The organism is Sphingomonas sp. M1-B02 (genome assembly GCF_026167525.1).
Taxonomy (GTDB): domain Bacteria; phylum Pseudomonadota; class Alphaproteobacteria; order Sphingomonadales; family Sphingomonadaceae; genus Sphingomonas.
In genome coordinates, this window is record NZ_CP110679.1 from 1354833 (window position 1) to 1380546 (window position 25714).

21 protein-coding genes are annotated in these 25714 nt (G+C 66.5%); 8 read left to right on the forward strand and 13 right to left on the reverse strand.

Annotated features, from left to right (window positions below):
* Positions 1–21 precede the first annotated feature (21 nt).
* The gene (locus OKW87_RS06495; protein WP_265543245.1) at positions 22–2469 is read left to right on the forward strand and encodes a PhoX family protein; all 2448 of its coding nucleotides are present in this window, start codon (positions 22–24) and stop codon (positions 2467–2469) included.
* 90 nt (positions 2470–2559) lie between these two features.
* Here OKW87_RS06495 and OKW87_RS06500 read toward each other — a convergent pair whose 3' ends face one another.
* The 3 genes from OKW87_RS06500 to OKW87_RS06510 all read right to left on the reverse strand — a co-directional run bounded on the left by OKW87_RS06500 (position 2560) and on the right by OKW87_RS06510 (position 5689).
* Positions 2560–2928: a hypothetical protein gene (locus OKW87_RS06500; RefSeq protein WP_265543247.1), complete on the reverse strand. Its 369-nt coding sequence runs from the start codon at positions 2926–2928 to the stop codon at positions 2560–2562.
* A 68-nt stretch (positions 2929–2996) separates the two neighbouring features.
* Positions 2997–4301 carry an amidohydrolase family protein gene (locus OKW87_RS06505; RefSeq protein WP_265543249.1) on the reverse strand — a complete coding sequence of 435 codons (1305 nt, stop codon included), beginning with the start codon at positions 4299–4301 and terminating at the stop codon, positions 2997–2999.
* On the reverse strand, positions 4301–5689 hold the full coding sequence (locus tag OKW87_RS06510; RefSeq protein ID WP_265544020.1) for an amidohydrolase: 1389 nt from the start codon (positions 5687–5689) through the stop codon (positions 4301–4303). The genes OKW87_RS06505 and OKW87_RS06510 overlap by 1 nt, the downstream gene beginning before the upstream one ends.
* 447 nt (positions 5690–6136) lie before the next feature.
* Here OKW87_RS06510 and OKW87_RS06515 point away from each other — a divergent pair, with 447 nt between their 5' ends.
* Positions 6137–6748 carry a response regulator transcription factor gene (locus OKW87_RS06515; protein WP_265543251.1) on the forward strand — a complete coding sequence of 204 codons (612 nt, stop codon included), beginning with the start codon at positions 6137–6139 and terminating at the stop codon, positions 6746–6748.
* On the opposite strand, the gene OKW87_RS06520 is transcribed toward OKW87_RS06515, so the two are convergent.
* Positions 6735–7163 carry a hypothetical protein gene (locus tag OKW87_RS06520; protein ID WP_265543253.1) on the reverse strand — a complete coding sequence of 143 codons (429 nt, stop codon included), beginning with the start codon at positions 7161–7163 and terminating at the stop codon, positions 6735–6737. The genes OKW87_RS06515 and OKW87_RS06520 overlap by 14 nt on opposite strands.
* Before the next feature lie 136 nt (positions 7164–7299).
* Between OKW87_RS06520 and OKW87_RS06525 the strand changes: the two genes are divergently transcribed.
* The 4 genes from OKW87_RS06525 (at position 7300) to OKW87_RS06540 (ending at position 10939) form a co-directional block, all read left to right on the forward strand.
* Entirely contained in the window at positions 7300–7956 is a 657-nt protein-coding gene (locus tag OKW87_RS06525; protein WP_265543254.1) for a dTMP kinase, read from the forward strand.
* Between the two features lie 107 nt (positions 7957–8063).
* Positions 8064–9182, forward strand: a complete 1119-nt coding sequence (locus tag OKW87_RS06530) for a fumarylacetoacetate hydrolase family protein (protein ID WP_443025097.1) — start codon at positions 8064–8066, stop codon at positions 9180–9182.
* A gap of 67 nt (positions 9183–9249) precedes the next feature.
* Positions 9250–10047: an SDR family NAD(P)-dependent oxidoreductase gene (locus tag OKW87_RS06535; protein ID WP_265543256.1), complete on the forward strand. Its 798-nt coding sequence runs from the start codon at positions 9250–9252 to the stop codon at positions 10045–10047.
* Position 10048: 1 nt separating this feature from the next.
* Positions 10049–10939 carry an SMP-30/gluconolactonase/LRE family protein gene (locus tag OKW87_RS06540; protein WP_265543258.1) on the forward strand — a complete coding sequence of 297 codons (891 nt, stop codon included), beginning with the start codon at positions 10049–10051 and terminating at the stop codon, positions 10937–10939.
* 64 nt (positions 10940–11003) lie between these two features.
* On the opposite strand, the gene OKW87_RS06545 is transcribed toward OKW87_RS06540, so the two are convergent.
* The 3 genes from OKW87_RS06545 to OKW87_RS06555 are packed head-to-tail and all read right to left on the reverse strand — an operon-like array spanning position 11004 to position 13584.
* Positions 11004–11552, reverse strand: a complete 549-nt coding sequence (locus tag OKW87_RS06545; protein ID WP_265543260.1) for a hypothetical protein — start codon at positions 11550–11552, stop codon at positions 11004–11006.
* Positions 11549–12886 (reverse strand): sensor histidine kinase, encoded by a 1338-nt coding sequence (locus OKW87_RS06550; protein WP_265543262.1) that lies wholly within the window; start codon positions 12884–12886, stop codon positions 11549–11551. Before OKW87_RS06550 ends, OKW87_RS06545 begins: the two co-directional genes overlap by 4 nt.
* Before the next feature lie 14 nt (positions 12887–12900).
* On the reverse strand, positions 12901–13584 hold the full coding sequence (locus OKW87_RS06555) for a response regulator transcription factor (protein WP_265543263.1): 684 nt from the start codon (positions 13582–13584) through the stop codon (positions 12901–12903).
* 130 nt (positions 13585–13714) lie between these two features.
* On the opposite strand from OKW87_RS06555, the gene OKW87_RS06560 reads away from it, so the two are divergent.
* A complete protein-coding gene (locus OKW87_RS06560; RefSeq protein WP_265543265.1) occupies positions 13715–16612 on the forward strand; it encodes a CHAT domain-containing protein in 2898 nt (965 codons plus the stop codon).
* A 62-nt stretch (positions 16613–16674) separates the two neighbouring features.
* Here OKW87_RS06560 and OKW87_RS06565 read toward each other — a convergent pair whose 3' ends face one another.
* The 4 genes from OKW87_RS06565 to araD1 form a co-directional block, all read right to left on the reverse strand.
* Positions 16675–17517, reverse strand: coding sequence for an SH3 domain-containing protein (locus tag OKW87_RS06565; RefSeq protein WP_265544024.1), 843 nt, complete (start codon positions 17515–17517; stop codon positions 16675–16677).
* 73 nt (positions 17518–17590) lie between these two features.
* Positions 17591–20386, reverse strand: a complete 2796-nt coding sequence (locus tag OKW87_RS06570) for a hypothetical protein (protein WP_265543267.1) — start codon at positions 20384–20386, stop codon at positions 17591–17593.
* A 15-nt stretch (positions 20387–20401) separates the two neighbouring features.
* Complete coding sequence (locus OKW87_RS06575; RefSeq protein ID WP_265543268.1) at positions 20402–21694, reverse strand: tetratricopeptide repeat protein; 1293 nt, start codon at positions 21692–21694, stop codon at positions 20402–20404.
* 146 nt (positions 21695–21840) lie between these two features.
* The gene (gene araD1 / locus OKW87_RS06580; protein WP_265543270.1) at positions 21841–22821 is read right to left on the reverse strand and encodes an AraD1 family protein; all 981 of its coding nucleotides are present in this window, start codon (positions 22819–22821) and stop codon (positions 21841–21843) included.
* Between the two features lie 105 nt (positions 22822–22926).
* Here araD1 and OKW87_RS06585 point away from each other — a divergent pair, with 105 nt between their 5' ends.
* Positions 22927–24231 carry a sugar MFS transporter gene (locus OKW87_RS06585; RefSeq protein WP_443025083.1) on the forward strand — a complete coding sequence of 435 codons (1305 nt, stop codon included), beginning with the start codon at positions 22927–22929 and terminating at the stop codon, positions 24229–24231.
* A gap of 3 nt (positions 24232–24234) precedes the next feature.
* On the opposite strand, the gene OKW87_RS06590 is transcribed toward OKW87_RS06585, so the two are convergent.
* On the reverse strand, positions 24235–24495 hold the full coding sequence (locus OKW87_RS06590) for a hypothetical protein (protein WP_265543273.1): 261 nt from the start codon (positions 24493–24495) through the stop codon (positions 24235–24237).
* The gene (locus OKW87_RS06595; protein WP_265543275.1) at positions 24492–25712 is read right to left on the reverse strand and encodes an NAD(P)/FAD-dependent oxidoreductase; all 1221 of its coding nucleotides are present in this window, start codon (positions 25710–25712) and stop codon (positions 24492–24494) included. The genes OKW87_RS06590 and OKW87_RS06595 overlap by 4 nt, the downstream gene beginning before the upstream one ends.
* Positions 25713–25714: the final 2 nt, after the last annotated feature.

Here is a 25714-nt window from a genome sequence, read left to right on the forward strand (position 1 = left end):
TCGCGAGCCTTGGGGGATTCCATGAACGAGCTGACCCACACCTTCGCCTATAGCGACGGCGATATCGATACGAACCAGAGCACGGCCCTGACGCTCAACGAGCTGGCCGAGCAGCGCATCTCGCGCCGCAGCGCACTGCGCGGCGGATCGGCGATCATCGCCGCCACGCTCGGCGCCTCCGCGCTCGCCGCCTGCGACTCGGCAGAAGAGCTGGAAGCAATTCCGGCTCCAACCGTAAGCGCCGGCGCCAATGCGACGGCCACTTCCGGGCAGGTCGTGACCCTCACCGGCACCAGCAGCGGCACCGCGAGCGCCTGGACGCAGACCGGCGGCACTGCGGTCACGCTCAACGGCACGACCGGCAACACGGTCACCTTCCTGGCGCCCAGCGTTGCCGCCGCGACCCCGCTAACCTTCCAATTCTCGGCATCCAGCGGGGGCACCGCCGCGACTGCCTCGACCACGGTCACCGTCAGCCCCGCCACGCTCGGCTTCACCGCCGTCGCGAAGAACCGCAATGACGTCGTCACCGTCCCGACCGGCTACACGGTGCAGGTCGTCAACCGCCTTGGTGATCCGATCGCCGCCAACGTCTCCGCCTACAAGAATGACGGCACCGACACCGATTTCGCCCAGCGTATCGGCGATCATGGCGACGCGCTCTATTGGTATGGCCTCAGCGCCACCGGTGCCCGCGACGACGCCAGCTCGACCCGCGGCCTGCTCGTGCAGAACCATGAGAATATCAATCAGCAATATCTTCACCCCGCAGGCGCCACCAACGTCGGCGGCGTGCGCCCCGAAGCCGAAGCGCTCAAGGAAATCGAGTGCCACGGGGTCAGCGTCACCGAAGTGATCGAGAGCGCGTCGCGCGCCTGGTCCGTCGTCCAGGGCAGCAGCTTCAATCGTCGTATCACGCCGATGACGCCGGTCGTGTTCAACGGCCCGGTGCGCGGCAGCGATTTCCTGAAGACGGCGTTCGCGCCCGAGGGCACGACCGGCCGTGGCACGATCAACAATTGCGCGAACGGCGTCACCCCCTGGGCGACCAACCTGACCTGCGAAGAGAATTGGGCCGGCTATTTCCGCCGCAGCGGCGACAATGCCGCCCGCAGCGCCCGCGAGCTGACTGCTCTGGCGCGCTACGGCGTCACCAGCGCCACCGGCAATTACGGCTGGTCGAGCGTCGTTCCCGCCACCGCCACCAGCACGATCTTCCGTCGCTGGGACGCGCGCGCGACCGGCGCCTCGGCCACCGCCGACTATCGCAACGAGCCCAACCAGTTCGGCTGGGTGGTCGAGATCGACCCCTATGATCGCGCAGCAGCTCCGCGCAAGCGCACCGCGCTCGGCCGCATGGGTCATGAGGGCTGCTGGCCCGGCGCATTCGTCGCCGGTCGCAAGCCCGCTTGGTACATGGGCGACGATGCCGTGAACGAGTATCTCTACAAGTTCGTCTCGGCCACGCCTTGGGTCGCCGCCGACGCCACGTCGACCAATCGCCTGGCGATGGGCGACAAATATCTCGACGCCGGCACGCTCTATGTCGCCAAGTTCAACGCCGACGGCACCGGCAGCTGGGCTCCGCTGACCTTCGGCAGCGTGCCGAACCGCACCGCGCGCAGCACGGATCCGGAATATGTCTTCGCCAGCCAGACCGATATCCTGGTCAACACCCGCCTCGCCGCCGACGCAGTCGGCGCCACGCCGATGGATCGTCCCGAATGGACCGCAGTCAACCCGGTGACCGGCGAGGTCTACCTTACCCTCACCAACAATTCGACGCGCACCGTGTCGAACACCGATGCGGCCAACCCGCGCGCCTATCTCGATCCGCCCAGCACCTCGGTGAGCAACCGCAACGGCCATGTCATCCGCCTGCGCGAAACCGGCAACACGACCGAGGCGACCGCCTTCACCTGGGACATCTATGTGTTTGGCGCCGGCTCCGATCTGCCCGCCGCGAACGTCAACGTCTCGGGCCTGACCGCCGACAATGATTTCTCCAGCCCGGACGGCCTCTATTTCGCCCGCACCAGCAACGCCTCGGGCCAAGTGAAGCCGCTGCTGTGGCTCCAGACCGACGACGGCGCCTTCACCGACGTCACCAACAACCAGATGCTTGCCGCCATGCCCGGCACCGTCGGCGACGGTGGCGCCCGCACGATCACCAACACCTCCGGCGCGCTCACCACCACCCAAGCTACCCGCATCGGCGCCGCACCGGGCGCGAACCTCAAGCGCTTCCTGGTGGGCCCGATCGAGTGCGAGATCACCGGCGTCGATACCACCCCGGATGGCCGCACGATTTTCGTCGGCATCCAGCATCCGGGCGAGGGCGGCACCCCCGCGGCGCCCAGTAGCCACTGGCCCGACAGCCAGGCCACGGGCACCGCCGGCGCCACCGTGCGTCCGCGCTCGGCAGTGGTCGTGGTCACCAAGACCGATGGCGGCGTCGTCGGGCTCTGATCTAGGTTCGAGCGAAGGAAGGGGAGGCCCTTAGCGGGGCCTCCCCATTTTTGTGCGTACCGCCTCAGTCGAAACGCAAGCGCTTCCGGCTCAGCGATCCGTACGGCTGACGATGTTCGCGGTCCCGTCGGGCGTGACTCCGATCATATGCGCAGTCCCGCCCTGGCAATTGACCCGCCATAGCGGCTTGCCGTCCTGGTCGGGCAGCCGCGTCGAGGAGTCGACGCCCTGGCACGGAATATCGGCATCGAGCAGCGCCCGGATGAACACCACGTTGCGCTGCCGATCGGTCATGCCCAGCACCGCGGCCAGCGCATTGTCCGCGCTCGCATTGCCGACGACCTTGCCCTCGGCATCGTCCGAAACCGCGGCGTTGGTCGCCGCGTTCGGCTCGTCCGCCGCCTGACAACCGATCAGCGCAATTGCGCCAAACGCCGGGACCAGGGTTCGCATGCGCATATCTCTCTCCTTTTTGGGGCTCGATCTACCAATACCAGAGGCCGGATCCTGTTCCGCGCTGCCGCCGATCAACGCTCGTACGCCTTCGGCAGCGCGCCCTCCTTCGGCTCCCAATAGCGGTCGCGCAGCCGCGTCTGGCGGCTCGCCATCGGCTGTTCGGCGCCGTCGATATAGACCGACACGGCCGACGTCCCGATTTCGAGCGGATCGCCGTCCCAGATCACCACGTCGCCGCGACGCCCGGCGCGGAGCGATCCGAACTCGCCGCCCATGCCCAGTGCCTCGGCAGGACGCGACGTGATCGTCGCGAACGCCTCGCCCCAGCTCAGCCCACTCGCCCCCGGAATACGCCCCAGCGCGACCAGATTGCCGGCATATTGCTTTTCCCACCGCGCCTGCCGCGCTTCATCCTCGTTGAGCGTTCCGATGCCGACCAGCACCCCCGCCGCCTTGAGCCGACCGATATTGGACTGCGTCGCCGCCAATTGCTCGAAGCTCGAGGGCAGATCCGCCAGCGCGGAGGCAATCACCGGCACCCCCGCCGCGGCGATCTCACGCGCGACGGTCCAGCCCTCGGACGCGCCGACCAGCACCAGCCGGACCCCCGGAATCAGCCGCTTGAGCTCGAGCGCCGCCAATATGTCTGAGCCGCGCTCGACATGGACCAGCAAGGGCACCCGCCCCTGCACCACCGGCACCAGCGCCTCGGCATCGGCGCGGGTCAGCAGCGCGTCCTTGCCGCGATCGGCGAAGCTCGCCGGGCTGCGGATATAGTCGCGCACTTCGAACAGGGCATTGCGCAGCATCGCATGCGCGGCCGGCCGGCTGCCCCCCGCAGCGCGCGCGCCCGCCTCACCGAACTCCATGAACTGGAAGGCGCGCGGCTTGCTGACCGGATCCATGTCGACGCCCAGGTCGATGATCGCGCCCTGCCCGGCGAAGATCGAACCGCTATTGTCGGGCGCGACCACGGCGCGCGTGACCCCTTCGAGCCGGTTGATCGCCAGCGGCGTGCTGCGCGCATTGACCGCCGGCGCGACGTCGAGCGCGGCGTTGAACGTCGAGGTCTGCGCCGCGCTGTCATTGGTGTCACCCACCGCATCGACTTCGACGATGCCCATCCGGGTAAAGCCAGCGAAGATGCCCGGCGTGACATAGCGCCCGCCGGCATCGACCACCCGCATGCCCGCCGGCACCGCCACCCCGGCGCCCGCCGCAACGACGCGCCCCGCGCGGATCACAACGGTCCCGCCATCCGCAGGCCCCTGGCCGTCGCCGATCACTAGCTTGGCGTTAATGATTGCCACGTCCTGCGCCGCAGCCGGCGCTGCGACTGCCAGCATCGCGCAGGCGCAAAGGAGGAGATGCTTCATCACTTCACGTCCCCCTCGCCCGGCTGGCCGAGCTCGAAATCGGATACCGGGCGCAGCTTCGGATTGTTGGCGTCGTAGAGCAATGCCCCATCGATCCACACCATCTGCGGGCGGGTGTAGACGCTGAACGGATTGCCGTTCCAAAGCACGACATCGGCCATCTTGCCGGCCTCCAGGCTGCCGGTCTTGTCGCCGATGCCCATCGCCTTGGCGGGGTTGAGCGAGAGCCATTTCCACGCGGTCGCCTCGGAAATGTCGAAGCCCGCCTTGATCCCCGCCGAGCGCGCCTTGGCGACTTCCTGGTTGAGCCGCTGGATGCCGTTGGCGTCGTCCGAATGGATCATCGCGCAGGCGCCTTCCTTCTCGAGGATGGCGAGATTTTCGTTGATCGCGTCATAGGCTTCCATCTTGAAGCCATACCAATCGGCCCACACCGCCGCGCAAACCTGGTTCGCCTTGAGCAGATCAGCGATCTTGTAGGCCTCCACCGCATGGTGGAACGACGTGACCTTGTAGCCGAACTCCTTGGCCATATCCATGACGATGGCCATCTCGTCGGCGCGGTAGCAATGGTTCTGGATCAGGATCTCGCCGTCGAGCACCCCGCGCAGCGTGTCCATCGCCAGATCCCGCGCCGGCGCATCGCCGCCTTTCTCCTCATATTTGGCCCAGCGCTTTTGATATTCCTGCGCGCGCGCCCAAGTCTGGCGGTCGACCGCGACATTGCCCATCCGGGTCGAGGGCGCCCGCCCTTTGCTGCCGTACACCCGCTTGGGATTCTCGCCGCACGCCATCTTCAAGCCATAGGGCGCGCCGGGGAATTTCATCGCCTGCATCGTGCGGGCATAGACGTTCTTCACCGTCACCGAACGGCCGCCGAACAGGTTGGCCGAGCCGGGCAGGATTTGCAGCGTGGTCACCCCGCCATTGGTCAGCGCGCGGGCGAAACCCGGATCCTGCGGCCAGACGCTGTGCTCCGCCCACACCTCGGCGGTGACCGGCGCGGTCATCTCGTTGCCGTCCGAATTCGCCTCAACCCCCGGCGAGGGATAGTCGCCCAGATGGCTGTGGATATCGACCACGCCGGGGGTGAGATAGTTGCCGCCGCCATCGATCACCGTCACGCCTGAGCCCGCGGCAATCATCTGGCCGACCTCGACGATCTTGCCGTCGCGAAACAGCACCGAGCCTTTGTCGATCCGCCCGCCCTCGCCGTCGAGGATCGTCACGTTCGTGACCAGCGTCGGCGCGCCGGGATAGGCGCGATAGGTCGAAGGATAGGGATCGTGCGCATAGCCCTGCCCCTTGGCCGGCGCCTGCGCTGGCGCGCCGGGCTGGCCCAGGGCGCTTTGCGGCTTGTCGCCGTTCGAAGTGCAGGCGGCCAGCATCGCGGCCGCCCCCAGGATTGCAGTAGTTCGTAACAAAGGTGGTTCCCTCCCCTGGCGTCGGGGTCGCCCGGCGCACTCCGGTGATCGCGGCAACTGCATAGTTTGGCAAGCCGGCGAATAGGGACAGGTGCACACGCGCCGCCGGCGGATCGATGAAAGGCCTAAAGCAAGTATTCTGCACGATTGCAAAACTATGCGAAAGAGAAGCGGTGGTCGTTTCGAGGCGATTTCCGTAATCCGCGACGGCGGCTGTGGTTTGGTAACCATCCCGTCAGGACGCCCAAACAGATGTTGGACTCCGACATTCACCTATGTTGGTGCAATAAAGATATGGAACCCTCCATCAAGTCGTCGTAGCGTCCCCGAAATGACGCAGGAGTTTGGGGCTAACCTCCCGGGGGAGAGCCGGCAAGTCCTCGCGCTTGTGGCGTAAACGGGGAGAAATCGATGGGCAGGACCATCTATATAGTCGATGATGACGACGCGGTCCGCGCATCGCTGCACAGCCTGCTGTCGTTGCGCCCCAACCTGATCGTACGAAGCTATCGCTCTGGAGATGCGTTTCTCCAGGAAGTCGGGGAAGTGGATCCCGGCGTGCTGCTGCTCGACATCCAGATGCCCGGTGCGGGCGGTTTTGATGTGCTGAAGGCAATTCCCTCCCATGTCCGGCTCGTGCCGATCGTGCTCACTGGCGAGGGCAATGTTGCCGTTGCGGTCGATTGCATGAAGGCAGGCGCATTTGATTTCATCGAGAAACCCTATGTGCCCGATGCCTTGCTCACGCTGATCGACGCGGCCTTCACCAGGCTCGATCAGGCGAGCGAGGTCGAGCGCCGCACCGCCGCCGCCAAGGCCAAGATCGCCAAGCTCTCCCCGCGCGAGACCGATACGTTGCGCGGCCTGATCGAGGGCCGCTCCAACAAGATTATCGCCTATGAGCTCGACATCAGCCCGCGCACGGTCGAAATCTATCGCGCGAACCTGATGGACAAGCTTGAGGTCCGGACGCTTTCGGAAGCGCTACGGATCGCGTTCGCGGCGGGAATCATTCCGGACTGATCGGCTGCGGCGCGTAGGGAAAGGGCGGCATGGGCAGGATAGCGCCGCCCTCGTCGACCTTCGCCCAGCGATCGATCAGCGCATTGAGCTCGCTCGTCGCCGAGTCGCGGTCGACATAGACGAGCCAGTCCTCGTCATTGGCGGGGATCGGCGCGACCGTGGTGAGCACGGCGATCCGCCGCCACGAACCCTTGCGCCACTGCGCCTCGATCCACTGCCCCGGGTTCCCGGCGATCCCCGCCTCGTCGATCACCAGCATCGTCGGGCCGCGCACCATCCGTCGCCGGAACAGCCGCTCGTCGCCGCTGTCGGCCGTGAGCAGGTTGATTCCCGCGCGCGCAAGCCTCCCGGCCAAAACGCTGCGCAGCGTCTCGTCTCGAACGATCAACACGACCAGCATCGGAAGCTGCGCCACGAGGGGTTACTCCAAAAATCGACGCCCCTGTCTAGCGCTGCATAGGTTAGCGGGCGCTTCGTGCGCGGTTCCGGTCTTCGCCGGGGGGGGCCGGATCGGCCGTGACTCGAGCCACGGTCCTGCTAAACGCGGAGCCATGGGCAAGATCGTAGCGATCGAGGGCGCGGACGGCGTCGGCAAGAATACTGCGGCCAAGGGGCTGTGCGACGCGCTGAACGCCGCCGGCCGCACGGCCGTGGTGATCGGCTTTCCGCGTTATGGCGAGACGGTGGGCGGAGTCACGATCGGCCGCTTCCTCGCCGGCGACATGCCCGTGCCGGTTAAGCCCGGCGCCGCCGCGATCCTCTATGCGCTCGATCGCTACGAATGGCGTCCCCGCATCCTGGAGGCGATCGAGCACCACGACGTGCTGATCTTCGATCGCTACATCGCCTCGAACATGGCCTATCAGGCCGCGCGCCTTGAGGAAACCGACGTCCGCGCGATGATGGACTGGATCCTGTCGCTGGAAACCGGCCAGTTCGCCTTGCCCGCGCCCGATCTGTCTTTCTATCTCGACACGCCTTGGGACCTGGCCCGCGCGCTGATCCTGGAGAAGGCACAGCGCAGCTACACCGACCGCGCCTATGACGAATATGAGGCCGACATCGCCCTCCAGCAGCGCGTCCGCGGAAATTACGAAACGATCGTCGCGGCCAGTCTGCTCGGGCCCTGGCAAGTCGTCCGGGCTAGCGAAGACGGACAGATGCGCCGTCGCGAAGCCATCGTCACCGAGATGCTCGGACAAATCTGACCGGCAATGCGGGTGCATCGCCTTGACATTTTCCGCCGCCGAGCGTCATGGTAGCGCTATCAATAGCGTAATGGTGCGAGGGGATCTTGGAAGCAACCGCGGCTGAATTGCTGCCATCTGACCATGCACAAGCGATCCTGGTCGGCCGTCTCCTGTTGGATGCGGGCCCGACTCCGGTCGTCGTTCGCGACGGAAGCGTGTTCGACGTCTCGCGCGCTGCTGCCACTGTGTCGGATCTGCTAGAGGTCGATCCCGCCTCCCTCCGCGGCGAAGCGATCTGCGCGACCGAGGCGCTCGGCACCCGAGACGGCCCGCGCCTGCTTGCCCCGGTCGATCTCCAGGTCATCAAGGCGTGCGGCGTCACATTCGCGCTCTCGGCGATCGAACGCGTGATCGAGGAGCGCGCGCGGGGCGATTCCGCCCGCGCCGCCGAGGTCCGTGGCGATCTCGAGGCCAAGGTCGGCTCCGGCATACGCTCGGTCGTGCCGGGCAGCGACGAAGCGATGCGCCTCAAGGCCGCCTTGATCGATGCCGGCATGTGGTCGCAATATCTCGAAGTCGCGATCGGCCCCGATGCGGAGGTCTTCACCAAGGCCCCGGTGCTTTCGACGGTCGGCTGGGGCGCCGATATCGGCATCCGCTCGGACAGCGACTGGAACAATCCCGAGCCGGAAGTGGTGCTGGTGGCGGACAGCGCGGGCAAGCCGCGCGGTGCGATGCTCGGCAACGACGTCAATCTGCGCGACTTCGAGGGCCGCAGCGCCCTCCTGCTTGGCAAGGCAAAGGACAACAACGCCTCGACCGCGCTCGGACCCTTCATCCGGATCTTCGACCAGAATTTCTCTATGGACGACGTTCGTTCGGCAGTGGTGAACCTCGAGATCGAGGGTCCCGAGGGCTATCGCCTGACGGGCACCAACCGGATGAGCGAGATCAGCCGCGATCCTGAGGAATTGATCCGCCAGACGCTCAGCGAGCACCAGTATCCCGACGGGTTCGCGCTCTTCCTCGGCACCTTGTTTGCGCCCGTGCAGGACCGCGACCATCCGGGCCGCGGCTTTACCCACAAGGAAGGTGACGTGGTCCGCATCTCGACTCCCAAGCTGGGCAGCCTTGTCAACCGCGTGACAACCTCCAAGGCGGCGGCGCCTTGGGAGTATGGCATCCGCGATCTCATGCGAAACCTGGCGGAGCGCGGTCTGCTCGCGCAGCCGGCCTTCGCCTGAGGCCCCCTGCCCGTTTTCCGCATACTTTTCACACGCGCCCACGGGCACTCAGGAATTTACACGTCCCATGTCGGAAGCTGATCCCACCTCAAAGCCTCTCGCGCGCGACCAGCGGGCCAGCTATCCGAGTTTGCGCGACAAGCGCGTTCTCGTCACCGGCGGGGGCTCGGGGATCGGCGCGGGCATCGTCGAAGGGTTCGTGCGCCAGGGCGCAAAAGTCGCATTTTTCGACATCGCCGAAGCCGAATCCCGCGCGCTGGTCGAAAGCCTGGCCAGCGCCGAGAGCCCTCCGAGCTTCCAGCAGTGCGACCTGACCAACGTCGCGGCAGTCCAGGCCGCGATCGCCGCGCTGATCGACGAGAATGGCCCGTTCGATATCCTCATCAACAACGCCGCCAGCGACGATCGCCACACGATCGAGGAGGTCACTCCCGCTTATTGGGATGATCGCATCGCGGTGAACCTCAGGCACCTGTTCTTCTCCGCCCAATCGGTGATCCCGGGGATGAAGGCGCAGGGCGGCGGCGTGATCGTCAATCTCGGCTCGATCTCCTGGCATTTGGCGCTCGAGGGACTGGTCCTCTACCAGACCTGCAAGGCCGGCATCGAGGGCCTCACCCGCAGCTTCGCGCGCGAGCTGGGCCCCCACAACATCCGATCGGTCTGCATCGTCCCCGGCAACGTCAAGACGCCGCGCCAGGAGAAATGGTACACGCCCGAGGGCGAGGCCGAGATCGTCGCCGCGCAATGCCTCAAGGGCCGGTTGGTGCCCGACGATATCGCCGCGATGGCGTTGTTCCTTGCATCGGACGACGCCCGGCTGATAACGGGCCACGAATATTTCGTGGATGCAGGATGGCGATGAAATGAGCGACGTGGTGACTTCCGAGCCGGTCAGCATTTGGCAGCTCGGGGCGCCGCTCGGCGAAGGACCGGTCTGGGTCGAGCGCGATTTCGCGCTCTGGTTCGTCGACATCAAGAGCCACAAGATCCACCGCTACGATCCCGCCACCGGCGGCACGCGCAGCTGGGACACACCCGGCCAGGTCAGCTTCATCCTGCCGGTGGAAAGCGGCGGCTTCGTCGCCGGCCTCCAGAGCGGCCTCGCCCGCTTCGACGAGCGCGACGGCAGCTTCACGCCCATCGTCACGCCCGAGGCCGACAAGCCCGGCAATCGCCTCAACGACGCCACCGTCGACGCCAAGGGCCGCTTGTGGTTTGGCAGCATGGACGATGGCGAGGCCGCCACCACCGGCACCATCTATCGCCTCGCCGCCGACGGCCGCTGCGTCCCCCTCACCCCGATGGTGCCGATCACCAACGGGCCCGCGGTCAGCCCCGACGGCCGCACCCTCTATCATGTCGATACGCTGGGCGGCGTCGTCTATGCCGCCGACATCGACGAAGACGGCATGCTTGCCAATCGCCGCGAATTCGTCCGCATCCCCAATAGCGAAGGCTTTCCCGACGGCCCGGTGGTCGACAGCGAAGGCTGCGTCTGGATCGGGCTCTATATGGGGTGGGCTGTCCGCCGTTATTCGGCCGCCGGGGAATTGCTCGAGACTGTCAAGTTCCCGGTCAGCGCGATCACCAAGATAGCCTTCGGGGGACCCGACCTCAAGACCGTCTTCGCCACCACCGCGAACAAGCATGTCGCCTCGGCAGACCTCAGCAAGGAGCCGCATGCCGGCGATCTGTTCGAATTTGAGGTCAGTGTCGCGGGGCAGCCCGGCACCTTGATCCGCGAAGGCGTCTGAGCAGGTCGAACGTGGATGCCCTTGCCCGCAGGCTCAATCCGTGGCGGCGCTCGGTGCATGGTGGCTAGTTGCTGACCAGATAGTAGCGCGCGGAACTCGGCCCCTGATTGACGACTCGGATTTCGACTCGGCTGGTGAATAGCGGCAGCCAGGCGCAGCTGACGCGGGGTGCCGCTGCGGCGCGTTCGCAGATATTCTTGCGGTCGCGCGACTGGATGCGTATGTTCAGCGCACGCGCGGGCTCCGGGACGAGCGCGACGACGGCTTTCTGCCCGGCGAGGAACACCTGTTCGGTGGCGAGCGAGGCCCCGGGGGCGAGGACCCCCTGGCGGTAGGCCGGGCCGAGCGCACGGCCGCGGAAGGGCGGCGCCTTGTCGCGCACGCCCTGCGCCTGGGCGAGGGCGCGCCAATGCTTGGCCAGGTCCGCCCCCTCGGAGTCGGGCCGGGCGCCGAGAGCTTCGAGCGTTCGGGCGGCATCCAGCATCGCCCTGCCGTCGCCGGCCGCTTCGGCTGCGGCGCCGCGGGCGACCGCGAGCGAGACCGCGTCGACCGGCTCCTGCGGATGCGCGGCGGCGAGCAGCATCGGGGCTGCGAGCGCAAGCAACGGGTTCACTGCACTTTCTCCTGCGCGATGGTGAATTCGGCGCCGGGATGCGCATCGCGGCAGGTGACTTCGAGGCCGTGGCGGCGGGCGATGGCGCGAACCAATGCGAGGCCGAGGCCGTGGCCGTCCTGGTCCGCTTCGCCGCGCTGGAAGCGTTCGAAGATGCGCGCGCGGAGGGCTTCGGGAACGCCGGGTCCGTTGTCGCGGACGATGATACGCGGGCCGGGCTGGACGGCGAGCAAGATGCGCGCGCCGGCCCCCGAATATTTGAATGCGTTGTCGAGCAGGTTCGAGATGGCGCGGGTGAGTTGCATCGCGTCGCCGGCCAAGGTGACGTCGGCTGCGATCTCAGTATGGAAATCGAGACCGAGATCGACCGCGCTATCGGCATAGAGATCGGCAAGGCAGCGCGCGATTTCGGACAGATCGACCGGGACGAACCCGGTCCGATCGCCGCGGCGCGCTTCGCTGGCGGCGATGTCGAGCAGCGAATCGAGCAGCTCGCCGATCCGCCGCCCCTCCTGCCGGATCGCGCCCAGCGCGGCGACGAGCGCGGGATCGACGGCACGATCGATCAGCCGGAGCAGACGCGTGTCGAGATGCACCAGCGGGGTGCGGATTTCGTGCGCGACCTGATCGGTGACGTCGCGCTGGGCGTGGATCACCGCGCCGAGGCGATCGAGCAGCAAGTTCGCGTGCAAAGCGAGCTGGCCGAGCTCGTCGCTGTGATCAGCGCCCGGGATACGCTCCTGCAAGTCCCCCTGCTCGACCGCGTCGAACGCGGCGTTCATTCCCTCGACCCGGGCGCGCAACCGGGCGGCGGCGAGGACCGTCAGCCCAAGCGCTGCGGCGACGACGGCGAGGCCGGCGAGCAGGAATGCCAGGCCGATATGCCGGAGCAGGTCGCTGCGCCCGCCATATTCGCGCGCGGCGACCAGCCGGAGCTGCGGATCGAGCTGGGTTGCGCGGGCGAAGACGGGGGTGCCCCCGTCGAGCGTGACGAAGCCGGCTTGGCTGTTCTCGGCCGAGAGCAAGGGCCAGCGCGCGATATCGCCGGCGATGCGGGTGCCGCTGGTATCGGCGAGGAGATAATGGGTCTGATCGGGATCCTGGTTGCGCATCGCGAGGCGATCGCGGATGCGCGCAACCAGCTCGCGGCGCCCTCCCGACGCATGGATATCGGCCAGCGCCGCGATCTCGACATCGACCGCGCGCTGGAGCGCCGCATCGCTTTCATGGCGCACCACCCAGACGGTGACGGCGTACAGCAAGGCGATGGCGACGAGCGCGAGACCCGCCACCGCCAGCGCCGCGCGGGCCACCAAGGAAGTTCGGCGCCGCATCCGATCCTTTTCGTTCAAGCCGCCACCAATCGATAGCCGGTACCCCAGATCGTCTCCAGCACCGGCGCGTCGAAGCCTTCCTCGAGCTTGCGGCGCAGGCGACCGACATTGACGTCGATCACGTTGGTCTGGGGGTCGAAGGAGAGGTTCCAGACGTTGCGCAGCAACATCTCACGCGTGACGACTTCGCCGGCATTTTCCATGAAGTAACGGAAGAGCGCAAATTCCTTCGGGCTGAGCGCAAGGTGGCGGCCACGGCGATGCGCGGTGCGTGCCTTTATATGGCATTCGAGGTCGCCGAACAGAATGACGGCGCTATGCGCCTGCCCCGCCGCGCGGCGCTGAAGCGCGCGGACGCGGGCGACGAGCTCGGGTGGATCGAACGGCTTGGCCATATAGTCGTCGACCCCTGCGTCGAGTCCCTCGATCCGGTTCTCGGCGCGGCCCAGTGCGGAGAGCATCAGCACCGGCGCGGCGATGCCGGCATCGCGCAGGCGGCGGACTATCTCGATGCCCGACAGATCGGGGAGCATGCGATCGAGGATCACGACATCGAATGCCTCGGTGCCGGCGCGTTTGAGCCCCTCCTCTCCACTCGCGGTCCACGACAGGCGGTTGCCCTCCGCCGCCATCAGCTGGGCGACATCCTGCGCAAGCCGGGCATCGTCTTCGACATAAAGGAGGTTGAGCCCGGACATTCTGGCGAAGCTACATCAGGTCCGGCACGCTTTGCAGTGAAAAAGGCTGTTAGGCGACGCAAATCTGTGCCTGCGCAAACTTGCGTCTGCTTCGCCTTTGGTTAGCATGAGGGCGGGCACAGGGGGCACCATGCATATACTGTTGGCGGTCGCATTGTTGGCAACCGGGCACGCTGAAGGCGCTGCAGTTGCACAGGAGGTTCCGGCACCGCGGGAGAGCCTCGACACTCGGTTGAAAGCGCTCGACGCGATCGACCTTTCCGAAAATCCTGAAGCGAAGCTTGCCGAGATGAAGGCGCTGCTCGCGGAAGCGCAGGCCGCGCCGAAGGTAGCTCCGGCGACCCTTGCCACGGTTCAAGCCAATATCGGCGGAGCACTCTTCTATCTACGACGATATGGCGAGGCGGTGGAGGCGCTCGACGCGGCCGGCGCGATCCTCAACCGTGCCGGGCTCGGCAATGGCGAAGAAGCCGCCTCTCTTCTTTCCAATACCGCCACGATATTGGCCGACCGCGGCGATTATCTGGGAGCGCTCGAGCGGCATTACATGGCGCTAGCGATCCGTAAAAGGGCTCAGGGTGAGCGTAGCCTCGAGGTCGGCAGCTCGACCTTTGGCATCGGCTACGTTTTGTTTCGACAAGGCAAGGTCGAGGAATCGCTCGATTGGCTGCGCCGCGGAGCGGAAATGCAGCTTGAGTTTGGAGCACCGGAGAACCCGCTCGGGGTGGTGCGCCAGACGTCCTATGCATCGGTGCTCGGGACCGCGGGAAGATATGAGGAGTCCATCGCGGCTGCTCGGAAGGCTGCGGATCATGCCGAGATCCACCTGCCGAAGAATCATCCGACGCTGGGAATCGCGTTAAACAATCTGGGGAAGGCACTGAATGAGAGCGGCCAGTTCGCCGAATCCGTTGGCGTGTTTCGCCGCGCGCTGGAGGTGCGGGTGGCTGCCCATGGTGAGCAGCATCCGAGCACGGCAATCGCGCTGAAGAATCTCTCGTCGCCCTTGTTCGCAATCGGGCGAGGAGAAGAGGCAGAGGCGCTGCTGATGCGAGCGGCGGAGATCTACGTTGCCTCGAAGGAGACGGCGGACCCGACCGCGCTGGGCGTCATCTATTCCAGCGCCGCGACGATGGCGAGCGCGCGGGGCGACGTGACGCTAGCGGAGACGCGACTGCGCGCCGCGATTGCGACGCTCGAGAAAAACGCCGGTGCGGGCCATGTCGCGCTTGTCGATCCGATCACCGAAATCGCGAACCTGCTCTTTCTTCAGGGCAAGGTCGATGAGGCGCTGCCGTTCGCCGCGCGGGCAAACGATATAGCCCGAGCCGGGTATCCAGAGGACCATGTGGATCGAACCGGGGCAATAATCGTCCATGCGCGGCTGGTCGCGGCGAAGGGTGACACTGCAGCCGGCTTTGCTCAGGCCGAGACGGCGGCTCGATCAATTGAACGGCGAATGCTTGATGCGGCAGCGTCCAGCAAGGATGCGGTCACGCTGGGGCCGGTCAACCGTCGCCACTTGGGTCGGTTCGCAGCCTTCGCGCTCGAGACAGGGCATGCACAGGCCGCTTTCAAAGCGCTACAACTCGCAAATCTCACCGAGACAGCGGCCACGCTCTCTGCCGTGGCGGCGCGAGCGGCGACGCGCGATCCGCAGGTTGCAGACCTGGCGCGAGCGCTGCAGGACCGCGCGCGGCGGGGTCAGCAACTCCGATCGGAACACAGCAAAGCGCTGGTCGCGAAGGGTCAGGCCTCGATCGAGCGGCTGTCGGGAGAGATTGCTGCCAACGACACCCTGCTGCTCGGTGCCGAAGCTGCGCTTGATACTCGTTTCCCGGAATATCGCGCGCTCAGCCGGCCTGCTCCGATCGAGCTCACCGCGTATCAGGCGACGCTCGATCCGGGCAGCGCGTTGATCGCGCCATTCACTGTCGACGGACGGCTCGTAACCGTTGCCGTTACTCGCAATGGGCTGACTTGGGCGCGAAGCGAAGGTACCGAACGCGATGTCGCGGACGCGATCCGTGCAATCCGCGCGTCGGTGGACCAGGCGGGGGCCCTCGCGACGTTTGATCGCCGGGCGGCGCACCGGCTTTACACCTACCTGTTGCCCCGGACGCTGGAACGCGATGTCGCCCTGAGCGATACGCTGCTGCTATATGGCGGCGAGGCATTGGCTTCGGTGCCCCTGGGGCTACTAGTGACTCGGACACCTTCGGGCCGCGACGATGATCCGGCCGCATTGCGGCGGACGGCGTGGTTGATTCGCGACAAAGCGGTGGCGATTCCGATGACGCTCGCCCGCTCTCCAGAGCACGTCGCGATCGCAGACACCAAGTTCCTAGGCATTGGCGGCCCGACCCTCGCCCCGGCCTCGGCGCCGCTCGAAGTTGCAAGCCTCTTTCGGGGTGGGGCGGTGAACCTCGAGGCCGTGCGCAACCTGCCCTCCTTGCCCAATGCGCAACGCGAGTTGCGCAGCATGGCGATCGCATTCGGCGGGGACAGCCGGGTGATCGTGGGCGACCAGGCCACCGAAGCGGCCGTCAAGGGGCTCGATCTGGAAAATGTATCGGTGATCGCATTCGCGACGCACGGTCTGGTGAATGGTGAGATGAATGGATTGGGCGAGCCCGCGCTCGTGTTCACCCCTCCCGCCTCGTCCTCCAGCGCAGACGATGGCCTGCTGACCGCCTCGGAGATCTCGCTGCTGCGCCTAAGCGCCGACTGGATCATCCTTTCCGCCTGCAACACCGCCGCAGGAGCGAACGGCGGCAGCCCAAGCTACTCTGGACTGGCGCGCGCGTTTCTGCACGCCGGAGGACGATCGCTGCTCCTCTCCCACTGGGCGGTGCGCGACGATGCTGCGGCGCGATTGACGGTCGATACGGTGCGCAACTCTGAGAACGGGCAGCTCAGCCGCGCACGGGCTCTGCAAGCGGCGATGGTGTCGCTGATCGACGACAAGCAGGTTCCGGGCGGATCGCATCCCGCGGTGTGGGCACCCTTCGTAATCGTCGGCCAATAAAAAAAAGGGCGCCGCCCGCCTTCACGGACGACGCCCCCTCAAGGACCTGCGCAGGGGTCGCGTCAGCGCAGGTCCTCTACCGATACCCACCCCTTGGTCCCGTAACCGTCGGTCACTTGGACGAAGATGCCCTGGCGCGGCGCGCCGGTGGGGGTCAGCGTTGTCGCGGTACGCAACGCGCGCAGCGGGGCACCGGTAGCGGCGGGGGCGGCCCATAGTTTGGTGTCGACCGCGACGGTGTAGCCGGCAGGCGCCGCAGCAGCCGCTGCGCGGGCCGGCCGGACGGTGGCGAGCATGCTGCGCTGGGCGACCAGCCCGTTATAGGCCTGGATGAAGGCGCCGGTGAGCATTTTGCCGTCGGACGAAGAAGCGTAGCCGCCCATATCTTCGCCGGTTGCAGCCCCGCCCCAGCCGCCGGTGTCGATGATCTTGATGAACGACTTCTTGGTCTCGCCGGTGCCGCTGATCAGCGTCTGGCCAGTGCCGGGGCTCATGATGCGCAGCCCGGCGAGGATCGTCTTCTTCTTGCCGCCGAGCCCGCCGAAGGCGCGAAACAGTGCGCCGCCCATCGGCACCTTGGTCAGCAACTGGCCCGCAGCGCCCGAGCGCACCAACCCTTCGGTCAGCGCGCCCTTGGCGATATTCATCGATTGATCGATATCCTCCTTCGAGCCGGCGATCGCGCTCATCAGATAGTCGGCCGGCGCGCCGCTGGCAGGATTGTGGAGCGTGAAGCAGCCGGATTGCTCAATGAGCGTGCCGAGCATGCCGCGCGGACTGGCGAGCTTGAACTGGTTCCAGCCCTGTTGATCGCCCTCGGTGATGGCGACGGTGCCCATGGAGCTCTCGCATTTCGAGAGCTGCACGTCCTTGTCGTCGGCGGCGGCTGGCGATGCCACGAACATCGTGACAACGAACGCACAGCTCATCTTCAATAGATCCTGCCTGTTCATCGCATTTTCCCCTGGTTTCAGCTGCTTATGGATTTATCTTGTCGAAAACTGCGACGCCGTGGACCGCGCCAAAATCAAAGGTGCCGATATTGTAGGCGAGGCCCGCGTAGCGCGCGCCTTCACCAGAGACGAAGCCGCTGGCGGTACCCGTGCAGCCGCCGCATCGGCCCTTTTCGGAATGCACCGCGCCTTCGCCGTTGAAGACTGTGCTGCCTGAAACCACGCCGAGCGCGACCGACGGCGTGGTGAGACCGCCCGACGAGACGAAGTTGAAGCGATCGTCGGCGATCGCGATCAGCACGTCCCAGCCGACCTTGCTGGTCGAGAAATCGATCGCGAGCTCGCCCTTGATCGATCCGGGCATCCCCACGCCATCGGCGCGGGTGGGCTGGGTGCCGCCGGCAAGCGCGTAGCTGGCCTTGCCGGTGGGCAAGGTGCCGCTAGGATTGCCGCCATAGACCATATGGATCGACGTCGAGCCGGTCAGCGTTCGACCCGGCGTGTTGAGCATGGTGATCGTGCCTTCGGTCCAGCGCGTCCAGCCGATCGCGTTGCCCAGGCCGCCGGTATCGGCATTCTTGGCGGTGCCGATGCCGCGGTTGGACTGGCCCGCACCCGCATTGACGCGGACCTCGGTCAGGGTGGGGGTGAAGCCATTTCCGCCTCGCGTTGCGTCATTTGGCCGGAGCGCGGTCCCGTCGCTGCTCACATTCTGACCCACTTCGCGTATCAGGCCGATGGTCGACAGGCCGGGATAGCTGGTCGTGGGCTGCGCAAAGCCGCTGCCGACGCTAACGCCGCGATAGGCGGTGGCGAAGTTGCCGCCGGTGCCGGGAAGCGGGCCGGGATTGCCGAACACCGCAACGCCATCGACGAACTTGAAGGTGTTCGCGGCATTGTCGCGGATCGTATAGGCCATGCCGTAATAAGCCGCGCCGGGGCCGGCCAGGAAGCCGTTGTAGATGAAGCGGCAGCCGCCGGTGGTGCAGGCGGGTCCCCCGTTCGTCAGGTTGATCGTGCCGCTGGTCATCCCCATCGAAGGCGCCGCCAGCCCGCCCGCCGACAGGATCGGGATTGCTGTGCCGCCCATCGTCACGGTCGCGTCGATTCCCATGCGTGAGCTGGCAAAGGCGATCGCCAACCGGCCGGTGAAGCTGCCTGCGGCGACGCTTTCGTCGCGAATCGTCGGACGCGTCGAACCGATCAGCTCAAACAATGCCGTGCCCCCCGTGGGGATGCTGGTGGCCGGAACGCCCCAGACGAAATGATCGCCGCTCTCAGGGCCGCGGGCAAAGCCGAGCGCCCTGGTACCGCCGACCAGGCGCGCCCAGCCGATCAGATTCTTGTCGCCGCCGCCGTCGACTTCGGTGCGTCCGGCAAAGCCGTGGCGAAAGGTGTTCGTCGCGTCGTAATTCTTGTCCCAGCCGACGAACTTCCCGTTGGCATCATAGACCGGAGAGATGCGTGTCTCGTCACCGGTTTCGGTGAGGATGGCGTAGGCGATCGTCTGGGTCTTGTTGCTCTCCGGGGGCCGGGCGCCGTTGGGCACATAGGTGCTCGGCGTAGGTGTAGGCGTCGGCGTTGGTGTTGGTGTCGGCGTCGGAGTTGGCGTGGGCGTCGGCGCCGGCGTGGGCGTCGGCGTCGGCGTTGGCGTCGGCGTCGGCGTCGGCGTGGGCGTCGGCGTGGGCGTTGGCGTCGGCGTGGGCGTTGGCGTCGGCGTCGGCGTGGGCGTCGGCGTGGGCGTCGGCGTGGGCGTCGGCGTGGGCGTCGGCGTCGGCGTTGGCGTCGGCGTGGGCGTCGGCGTGGGCGTGGGCGTTGGCGTTGGCGTTGGCGTTGGCGTGGGCGTGGGCGTGGGCGTTGGCGTCGGGGTGGGCGTTGGCGTCGGCGCGGGCGTTGGCGTGGGCGTTGGCGTCAGGGCCTGGTTTACCGGGATCGTGCCGACCGAATAGCCTGCGGTGCGAAGCCACTGGGTGATCTGCGCGCCAAGGGCGGCGTCGACGCCGGGCGGAAACCCATAGGTTTCGAGCGTGCGGATCAGCGTCTGGATTTCAGCATCGCTGAGCGGAACGGGCCCGCTGCCGGTATAGCTGGCGAGCCGCGACAACAGGCCGGCAACCGAGCCGAAGCCCGGAACGCTGCCGAGGAGGTTGAGCAGTTGCGCCGGATTGCCCGCATTCTGGAGCGCGGCCGGGGACGGGTTCTGGCCGAGCGACAGGCCCGCGAAACCCTGGAGCGCCGGGTTGGTCAGGCCGGGGTTGCTCAGATACTGGCTGGCGGCCTGGGTCTGCTGGTTGACCTGTTGGGTCAGACTGGGGCTCGGCTGCGCGCCGGCGCTGACGATCTGACTGGTGCCGCCGGCGTTGGCGTTGAGGAACATGCCCGAGCTAAAGGCGCGCGGGGCGCTGCCGCCGCTGGAGACATTGACCTGGCCCGCGCCGGTGAAACCCTTCACGCCCCCGCCTGCGTCGACCTGGAAATTGCCGGTGCTGTTCTGGTGGAATTGCAGCAGCACGCCGTTGCCGGCGACGATCGAGGTCTGGCTGCGCGGGGCCGAGATGACCGTGAAGGAGCCGCTGCGGACCGCGAGCTGGCCAGCGACCATCTCGAACGTGGCGGGCCCCATGATGCTGACGATCGAACCGTCGTTGAGGCGGAGCTGGACAAGACCGGCGGGCAGGCTCTGCTCGCCCGCGGGAATCGGGCCGCTCTTCGGGCCGCTGGCGGTAGAGAAAAGGATGGCGTCGTCCGCGAGCACGGGCACCGGCTGCAGCGCGATCGCGCTGGTGGCGGCGAGCATCGCAATTTTGGAAAGCGTCTTCATGGGCTAGGGCTCCCGTCAGAATTCGAACCGGAGGCCCGCCGAAGCGGTCCAGCGGTCATAATCGTAAAGCGCGAGATTGCTCTCGTTGCGGCTGTAGGTGAGGCGCGGGCGGAGGCTGACGCGCTCGGTCAGCAGCACTCGGAAGCCGAGGCTGGCGTCGAAGCGGGTGTCCTTGCGCTCGGCGAGGAACAGCGGATCGACCCCGTCATGGTTGCGATGCTCGATGCCGATGCCCCCGATCACGGACAGCTGCTCCATAACGAGGAATTCGCCGCCCGCCTGGGCGCTGATGAAGCTGTTGCTGAGATGATCGAACGGCGCGCGCACCGTCTGCTCGCGCCCCGCGCCGATGCCGGCAAAGATCTCGCGGCCCGAATAAGTGACGCTGGCGCCGAAGCGATTGGCGTCGGCCAGCGGGTTGTTGTCATAGTTCAGCCGGAAATAGTCGCCACTGAACGACAGCGCGGCATTGCCGGGAAGGCGCATCGTGTAGCGCGCGATCGCGCCGAAGCTGGTGCGATAGCTTTTACCATCCAGCAGGAATTCCTGCGCCTGGCCAGCCAGCGAGATGACGTCGCGATTGCCGAGCGTATGCGCGACCCCCGCCGAGCCAACGATCGAACCCTGATCGACGAAGCTCGATTCCAGATTGTCGCGCCAGCTGCCGAGGAGCGAGCCGAACAAGCGGGTCTGGCGGCCGAGCGGCGTGGAGGCGGAGACGCCGCCCTGGAGCTGGACAAAGGGCTCGCCGCGCTCGGTCGCCGCGCCGTTGAGCGTCGCGGGCCCGAGGAAGGCGAAGGCGGGCAGGAGGATCGAGGTCTCGTCGGTCGCGGCGTTGATATTGCTGTCCCAGCCGCCTTCGAGATCGAGGAAGCCGGTAACCTCGTTTGCACCGCCCGCGATCTGGCGATCGAAGCCGCGGATCAGCCGGGTGAAGCGCTCGCGGACCGGATCGGGGACCGTGGGATCGCCGACGACGGTGTCGAACTCGGCGCGGGCCGTATCGATATCGCCCATCAGCGCATAGACGCGGGCGAGTTCGGCGCGAGCGGGTGCGTTGCCCGGCTCGACCGCGAGGACGCGCTGGAGCGCGATCAGCGCCTCGCCAGGCCGATTGCTGTCCGCCGCAGCGACGCCGAGCGCATAGTCGAAGGCCGGATCGCCGGCGCGGGCGCCTTCGAGCGGCTTGAGCAGCTGGTATGCTTCTTCGGCCTTGCCCTGGCCCTGAAGTGCGCGCGCCTCCCCTACCGGATCGGTCTGTGCGACGGCCGGCAAACTCGCCGTGCCGGCCAGCAGCGCCAGTGCCAATGTCCGCGTTCCAAGCATCGCCGTCCCCAAGTTCGTTTCGCACGCGAAGATGCGGGGGACGGCGGGCAAAGCCCAATGACAAGCAAGGAGAGAAGGGTGACAAAGCCCGTTAGGACGCCCTTCCGCGCCCTAACGGCTTCGACCGGTTAGAGCGGGATGACCGTCGAGTCGCCAGGCGTCTCCGCGCCCAGCGGGTTGCGCAGCGGGATGGTGAAGGGCGCGGCGGCGATCTCGAAGACGTCGCCCTGCTCGGTCTTCACCCCATCGGCGAACGACAGCGTCGCGGTGCCGAAAAAGTGGACATGGACGTCGCCGGGACGGCGGAACAGGCCATATTTGAAATGGTGATGCTCGAGATTGGCGATCGCGTGCGACATGTTCGCCTCGCCCGACAAAAACGGCTTTTCCCAGAGCAGCTGGCCGCCGCGATAGATTCTGCTGGTGCCGCGGACATCGTCGGGCAGCGTCCCGGTGAGCAGCTCGGCGCCGAGCGACGCGACGCGCAGCTTGGAGTGGGCGAGCCAGAGATAGTTGCCACGTTCGGTGATGTGGTCGGAGAATTCGTTGCCGAGCGCGAATCCCAGCCGGCGCGGGCGGCCCTGGCCGTCGATGATGTAGATGCCGGCGATCTCGGGCTCTTCGCTGCCGTCGAGCGCGAAATCGGGCGAAGGCAGGGGTTCGCCCGGGCCGATCAGCGAGGAGCCGTCGCCCTTGTAGAACCATTCGGGCTGCACGCCGGGCTGGCCGTCGGTCGGCTTGCCGCCTTCGAGCCCCATGTTGAACATGCGCATCGAATCGGTGAGCGTGCCGCCGGCCGCGGCCTTGTGCATCTGATCGCGACCCTGCGCCGAGCCGAGATGGGTGAGGCCGGTGCCGGTCATGTAGAGGTGCGCGGGATCGGGATGATCGATCGGCGACAATAGTCGGCCCTCTGCCTCCGCGGCGGTGAGATCCACGGGCCGGCCCAGCCGTGCCTGTGCGGCGGCATCGAGCGAAATGCCTTCCTCGATCGCAGCAAGCGCCAGGTCGTAGGTGCTGTGTACCGAGTCCAGGCGACGGGCGCCGCTCTCCTCCAGCGCAGCGACGCCACGGGTCCCGTCCGAATCACGAAATTGTACGAGCCGCATCGCGGTTCCTCTCCCGGCTTGATGTTTCAGATTAGTCAGACTTATAATCAAACCGTCGCCGGTGGTACCCTGAGCGTCCGTAAAAAAATGAGGTGAGGAGCCCTGATGCCAGCCGGTATTCCTGTCGAACCGTCCGCCACGCACCGCGCACCGGGGGCCCCCAGCGCCTATGGCGGCGCGCTCGCAATGCTAGCCACGCTCTTCTTCATGTGGGGCTTCATCACCGTCATCAACGGCACGCTGCTGCCGCATCTGCGCAGCGTGATGGTGCTCAGCTATAGCCAGACCACGCTGATCGAGAGCGTGTGGTTTATCGCCTATTTCGTCGCCTCGATTCCCTCGGCCAAGATCATCGAGCGGATCGGCTACAAGAAGTCTCTCGTCACCGGGCTAATCGTGATGGCGGTCGGCGCGCTGATGATGATCCCGGCTTCGATGTATCTGAGCTATGCAATCGTGCTCGCGGCGATGTTCGTGATCGCATCTGGCATCACGCTGCTCCAGGTCGCCGCCAACCCCTATGTCGCGGTGATCGGGCCTGCGGACTCCGCCTCGTCGCGACTGAACCTGGTCCAGGCGTTCAACTCGATGGGGACAACCTTCGCGCCCCTGTTCGGCGCCTATCTGATCCTGGGGCGCAGCGTTTCGGGCACCACCGAGGGCGGCGCCGCGACGCTGAGCATGGAGCAGCGGCTGATCGACGCACAGACCGTCCAGCTGCCCTATCTGATCGTCGCCGGGGTGCTGGTGGTGCTCGCGATCGTCATTGCCCGCTTCAACCTGCCTGCGATGGGCAATGCTACCTCGCGTCACTCGCGCGAGGAGCGCAAGGGCCATTCGCTTTGGCAGCACCGCAACCTGGTGTTCGGCGTACCGGCCATCGCGATCTACCTGATCGCCGAGATCGGCGTCGGCAATCTGTTCGTCAATTTCGTTTCCCAGCCCGACATCGGCAATCTAACCCATGAGCAGGCCGGCCATTATCTGTTTCTGCTGTGGGGCGGGATGATGGTGGGTCGCTTCATCGGCGCCTATCTGATGCGCTCGGTCGCGCCCGAGACGGTGCTGGCCTGGGCGGCGGCGCTGGCGTTCGTGGTGATGATGATCACCAGCTTTGCGCATGGCTCGATCGCCTTGTGGTCGCTGATCTCGGTCGGGCTGTTCCACTCGATCATGTTCCCGACGATCTTCACGCTGGGGATCAAGGGGCTTGGCCCGCTTACCGAGGAAGGGTCGGGACTGCTGATCATGGCGATCGCGGGCGGCGCGCTCGTTTATTTCCAGGGCCAGTTCGCCGACGCCTATGGGTTGCAGACCTCGTTCCTGATCCCGGCGGTGTGCGAGCTTTACGTCCTCTTCTACGCGCTATGGGGCTGCAAGACGCGCGAGGCGCTGCCCGCCGAGGCGTGAGGCTCAGTCCTCGGAGGCGGCGCTCGAAAGGTCCATGAAATTGCGCGCCGCCTCGCGATCGGCTTCGTTCTTGAAGGCCACGTCGAGCGCGGGGGCGGCGCCGAAAATCTGCATCAGCGCCCACAGCGCAAAACGGCGACCGCGATCGGACTCCAGCCCGAAATCGACCTGCATCCGTTCGATCCCCGCCGCCAGTGCATCCGGGGGGATCGCGGCGAAATCGGTGGTGCCGAAATAGCGGCTGAGCTGATCGTCAAGGTTCATGTCAGCTCCTTTAGCGGCACCGCCGGATCGGCGAGCGCTGCGGGATCAGGCGACAATCCCTCCACCACCAGCCGGCGGCCCTGAACATAGTCGCGCACCATATTGACGCAGTCGAGCGCGATTACCTTGCCCTGCTTGAGGTAGACAGTCGAAAAAGCGCGGCCGTCGGGATCGCCGCGGAGGATTGCTGCGTCATGCCCGGCGGAAATGCCGACGGTCTGGAGCTTGAGGTCATATTGGTTCGACCAGAACCAGGGGACGGCGTCGTAATGCGCGTCCTGGCCGGTGAGCAATTTGGCGACGACATTGGCCTGGTCGTTGGCGTTCTGGACCGACTCCAAGCGGATCGCGGCGCCGCCGGCGTAGCGGTTTTCGTGCAGCGCGCAGTCGCCGATCGCGAAGATGTGGGCGAGCGAGGTGCGGCACTCGGCGTCAACGCGGACGCCGTTGCCGCCGGTTGCGCCGGCGGCGATCAGAGGTGTGACCGCGGGTTCGATGCCGATGCCGACGATTACCAGATCGGCGGCGATGCGCTCTCCGCCGGCGAGGCGGACAGCCTGCACCCTGCCCTCGCCTTCGAGGCATTCGACAGCGCACCTTGTGCGGATCTCGACGCCGTGGGCGCGATGTTCGGATTCGTAGAAATAGGAAAGCGCCTCGCCGGCGACGCGGGCAAGAACGCGATTTTGCGCTTCGAGGATGACGACCTGCTTGCCGAGCTTGGACAGCACCGCCGCGGCTTCGAGCCCGATATAGCCGCCGCCGATCACTACGATCCGCGCGGCGGCGGCAAGCTCGGTGCGGAGCTGGTCGACATCGGCGCGGGTGCGGATCGCGTGAACGCCGCGCAGATCGGCGCCGCCGCAGGTCAGCCGGCGCGGGCTGCCGCCGGTGGCCCAGACGAGGGAGCCGTAGGTCAGCGGGTTGCCGTCAGCGTCCGTGACGACCTTCGCAGCCGGATCGACCGAGACGATGGGGCGCCCGCGCAGCATCTCCACGTTCCGCTCGCTCCAGAAAGCGGGCTGGCGCAGAAGCATCCGTTCGAACGGCTTTTCGCCGGCGAGATAGTCTTTCGAGAGCGGCGGGCGCTCATAGGGAAATTCGGGCTCCTCGCCGACGATCGCGAGCGTGCCGGCAAAGCCGTTCTGGCGCAGCGCGATCGCACATTGCGCCCCGGCATGGCCGCCGCCGACGATCAGGACCTCGTAGCGCTCCACGG

Coding starts and splice junctions, on each gene's coding strand:
- OKW87_RS06540 (WP_265543258.1), top strand. CDS start 10,049: ATGAGCGACGTGGTGACTTCCGAGCCGGTCAGCATTTGGCAGCTCGGG.
- OKW87_RS06585 (WP_443025083.1), top strand. CDS start 22,927: ATGCCAGCCGGTATTCCTGTCGAACCGTCCGCCACGCACCGCGCACCG.
- OKW87_RS06515 (WP_265543251.1), top strand. CDS start 6,137: ATGGGCAGGACCATCTATATAGTCGATGATGACGACGCGGTCCGCGCA.
- OKW87_RS06560 (WP_265543265.1), top strand. CDS start 13,715: ATGCATATACTGTTGGCGGTCGCATTGTTGGCAACCGGGCACGCTGAA.
- OKW87_RS06505 (WP_265543249.1), bottom strand. CDS start 4,301: ATGAAGCATCTCCTCCTTTGCGCCTGCGCGATGCTGGCAGTCGCAGCG.
- OKW87_RS06590 (WP_265543273.1), bottom strand. CDS start 24,495: ATGAACCTTGACGATCAGCTCAGCCGCTATTTCGGCACCACCGATTTC.
- OKW87_RS06535 (WP_265543256.1), top strand. CDS start 9,250: ATGTCGGAAGCTGATCCCACCTCAAAGCCTCTCGCGCGCGACCAGCGG.
- araD1 (WP_265543270.1), bottom strand. CDS start 22,821: ATGCGGCTCGTACAATTTCGTGATTCGGACGGGACCCGTGGCGTCGCT.
- OKW87_RS06570 (WP_265543267.1), bottom strand. CDS start 20,386: ATGAAGACGCTTTCCAAAATTGCGATGCTCGCCGCCACCAGCGCGATC.
- OKW87_RS06550 (WP_265543262.1), bottom strand. CDS start 12,886: ATGCGGCGCCGAACTTCCTTGGTGGCCCGCGCGGCGCTGGCGGTGGCG.
- OKW87_RS06495 (WP_265543245.1), top strand. CDS start 22: ATGAACGAGCTGACCCACACCTTCGCCTATAGCGACGGCGATATCGAT.
- OKW87_RS06525 (WP_265543254.1), top strand. CDS start 7,300: ATGGGCAAGATCGTAGCGATCGAGGGCGCGGACGGCGTCGGCAAGAAT.
- OKW87_RS06555 (WP_265543263.1), bottom strand. CDS start 13,584: ATGTCCGGGCTCAACCTCCTTTATGTCGAAGACGATGCCCGGCTTGCG.
- OKW87_RS06500 (WP_265543247.1), bottom strand. CDS start 2,928: ATGCGCATGCGAACCCTGGTCCCGGCGTTTGGCGCAATTGCGCTGATC.
- OKW87_RS06565 (WP_265544024.1), bottom strand. CDS start 17,517: ATGTTCGTGGCATCGCCAGCCGCCGCCGACGACAAGGACGTGCAGCTC.
- OKW87_RS06510 (WP_265544020.1), bottom strand. CDS start 5,689: ATGCTGGCCGCCTGCACTTCGAACGGCGACAAGCCGCAAAGCGCCCTG.